Raw genomic sequence first — 3521 nt, 5'->3', positions numbered from 1 at the left:
TTGGCACAAGTTCTTTACATAGGCAGTCTTTTAATCATTTTTGAAACACACTTAAGAATCCGAGAATAGGCACCTCATCTTAAAAAAAGTCTCTTTTCTTTAATCAAAAAATTGGCAATGGAATTCCCCCTCAAAGGGTTCACTTTAGAGTTTTCCCTTACAAGATCTAAGCCTTTTCAGGCAATAATAAAAATGAATTAAAAAAGGTAATAATAGGGATTTCAAACCCCGAAAGGTTCATTTTTCCAAAGAAGAAGATACGTCTATTCGCAGAATGTAGCATGGGTATTTAGGTTAAAGTTAGCAGGCTGTCTTTCTTCATCAAAAAAAACAGGGGAATTTTAATAATCCTTTTACGAAAGCAAAGAAAGAAAAAAAAAATGATATGCAACAAATAAATTTTAAAAATACATCCATTCTAATTCTAAAAAATCGACATTCACACCATATCCTTCTTCATCCACATACTCATAGGCCCCAATATCTGGCTTGAAGTCTCTTAGGTGGCATAAAACATCGTATTCTTGTCTATGATCATCCCTATCGCCCCCTGCATCAATAGCAGGAGAACTCTTGGTTAAGCGAAAATCATACTTGTAGCGATCCAGGCTTCGAAATTGGGGATTGGTATTGGTTGTACTTTTGGGAAAATAATCAGTCCTAACAATACTGTTTTCCAAGGTGAAAAAATCTGGAATATCCTCTGAAGAGAAAAACAGTTCTTCTGCATTCCAGCCATATATTATACTATTGGAGATATTTGATGCAGCAAAAGCATATTCAAGCTCATCCTCGTCTTTATCAGCCAAATATAACGCAAACCCTCTTTTCCCCTGGTTCCATTCATTATAATTAGCGATGGTGGTATGCACCATATCAACTCCCCCTCCAAAAAGACGCACCTGATCAATTGAATTGGAAAGCACACAGTTAAACATGGATATTTGAGCATTGTATCCTATAACATTTGCCTCACCATTATACAGCAACCTGCAATTATTTAATTCCAGATCACTGCCTTCCTTGCCTTGTTCACCGACTTGTATACCAATTGATGCGTTACGGACGACACTATGGTTCAACAAGTTATTTTGACTTCCACTTTTTAACCAAATACCTTTCCATTGATCAGGGACTTTGGTATAGGGCACCGATGAAGTAAGGTAGTCGTGCCTGTGCCCCCTAAACAAAACGGGACTGCCACATTCTCCGTTAACCACCAGGCTCCCCTCAACAATCAATCCGGCATTAGCCCTAAAATTCACATTGCATCCGGGTTCAACTGTCAGCTGATGGTTGGCTGGAATAATAGCATCTTCAGTCACCAGAATATACCGATTGCTCTCCCATATCTCATCCGATACATGCCCTGATTTAATATCAGCATGGATTATTGGTGTGGATAACACGACCTTTCTAACATAAGGTCCACTTTCAATAATAATACTATCTGTTAGTAGATGAACACCGTTATCTATGGAAGTAGGAAACTCAAATGGTTTGATCTGAACAAATACAAACAAACTGTCCTTACCCCTGACACTTAAATCATCAAAATAAGTACCCGACTCGCCATTTACATTGATGGTATATATTGAGCCTGCGCCTCCTGCCAATCTCAAAACAACACCTTCCGTTGGATGCTTGCTGCTATTGTTCAGCCGAAGCCGGCTATTCGTAGGACTACCCAGATAAGCAAAGGTGGTATCCAGCACCAGTGTGTCACGGTCAAAGCTCAAATCACTGTTGGATGTCTGATATTCAGGCTCACAAGAGATAGCGGCAAAACCGAGAAACACCAAACAAACCATGTAAAACACACGCTTATATATAATTTGTATAAAATCAAAAATTGGACACATGACCAGTTTCCTTGATTACGTAAAAAGAAATAAAACCTTACTTCAAGCTCAATACTTTAATTGAAGATTATTGGTCGCGTTGCTATAAGAAAGATTGATAACTGGAAGGTGTGGTGTACTCTAATCCTCTCGCTTACCAAAATCGATGTGATTCTTATAAATGGCCTGTAAAGGGTAAAATAATCTCTGTGCCAAGCTTAAATCCTCGGCTATTATTTCAGCAACTCCCTGCATATTTTGTTTGAAAGGCAATAAACGACCATAGTTAGTAACTAAAGAGTCAGCTATAAACGCTGTTCCGACATAAGCACTATCGGGTACGGATGATATCGAATTTAACGTACTGACAAGCATTCCGTATTCCCGGTGAGGGAAATCAGAGAATTTGAGGTTAACTTCCTGACCCGGCTGCAATTTACCTGCCCGGTGAACTGGGATTATGATTTGACAGGTAATTTCGGTCTGCTCAAAAGGTAAAACAGTCATCAAATGTTGCCCAGTTCCGACGTTCTGATTTTCTTTCCATATCCCAGAAAAAGAGGCTTTTCCAAGGATAGGACTCCTTAAACAATAGCGGCTCTCCCACTCCGAAAGTGCACTAAGAAGACTCCCCTCATTTTGCTCAATAGTACTAATAAGTTCGGATTCAAGTTGCTTTTCGTTTAAATAAAGTTGCGCAAATTGCTGTCGATAATCAGCCAATGTAAGTTGGGTGTTCGACAAAGTTATCTCTGCATTGGTTAATGCCATTTTTTTAGCCAATAAGCTCTTTTGTGCATTCTCATAATCCAAGGGCGCTATAACCTTTTGAATATTTAGTAGGGAATCCCGGAAAAACGCCTGTTTGGCTAACTTGAAATTTAACTCTTCCGTGTTGATTTGACTCTGCAAAAGCACACTATGGTTTATAAGCTGGTCAATTTTAACTTGAGCAGACTTTCTTTGAACACCATATAAATCAAGTTCTATATACGATTTGTATGCGTCAAGTGATTTAACATATGCAGATAAAGGTATTTGCAATTCACCAAATCTGATATTTATAGAATTTAATGAATCCAATATCACTCGAGTTTTGAGTGGCTCAGGTTTTAAGCCAGTCAAGTATTTTAAGTTTAGATAAGCCTCAAAATCTGCCGGATTCTCGATAACTGCTAAAATCTGTCCAGGGCTAACAGTGTCACCTTCGGATACCAGCAATGCTTGTAACTTGCCAGTAGAGCGAGCAAGTAAGAAAGCTGGCGGATTAGTTGTTTGCAAATAAAAAGTCCCATAAATAATATCGGGATATCTAAAAGCAAAAGCAAAACTAAAAACAGCAACAATAATTAGAACGATAACCGAGATACCCCACCGAATAATACGACTTGGGACTTTGTTCATAATTTCCTTCACCTCTTCGCTTCGAAGGTGAACAGAATCGATCTCGTCTTTTGTAATATGTAAATTATCCTTCATCAGTTCCCCAATTCAAGTTGGTTTTTAACCAAATTAAAATACGCACCGGAACGTTCAACCAGTTCTAAATGTGAACCGGTCTCAGTAATACTGCCATTTTCAAGTACAATGATCTGATGGGCATTGCGCACTGTACTTAAGCGGTGTGCAACCACCACCACGGTTCGTCCCTCGAAAAACTGATCGAGGTTCTCCATAATT

Annotated in this window: 2 protein-coding genes and 1 pseudogene; all 3 read right to left on the bottom strand. The window is 38.8% G+C overall.

Features of this window, described 5'->3' with window-relative positions:
• Positions 1-401: 401 nt before the first annotated feature.
• Positions 402-1802: a hypothetical protein gene (locus JCM15548_RS20120; RefSeq protein ID WP_157483026.1), complete on the bottom strand. Its 1401-nt coding sequence runs from the start codon at positions 1800-1802 to the stop codon at positions 402-404.
• Positions 1803-1982: 180 nt separating this feature from the next.
• Positions 1983-3320 (bottom strand): HlyD family secretion protein, encoded by a 1338-nt coding sequence (locus tag JCM15548_RS20115; protein WP_062128971.1) that lies wholly within the window; start codon positions 3318-3320, stop codon positions 1983-1985.
• A pseudogene (locus JCM15548_RS22055) lies at positions 3320-3521 on the bottom strand (ABC transporter ATP-binding protein); the annotation flags it as partial. The pseudogene JCM15548_RS22055 and the gene JCM15548_RS20115, both read right to left, overlap by 1 nt.

Origin of the sequence: Geofilum rubicundum JCM 15548, assembly GCF_000974365.1 — a bacterium.
In the GTDB taxonomy this organism is placed as follows: domain Bacteria; phylum Bacteroidota; class Bacteroidia; order Bacteroidales; family Marinilabiliaceae; genus Geofilum; species Geofilum rubicundum.
This window is presented reverse-complemented; position numbering and strand designations above follow the sequence as displayed.

Coding starts and splice junctions, on each gene's coding strand:
- JCM15548_RS20115 (WP_062128971.1), bottom strand. CDS start 3,320: ATGAAGGATAATTTACATATTACAAAAGACGAGATCGATTCTGTTCAC.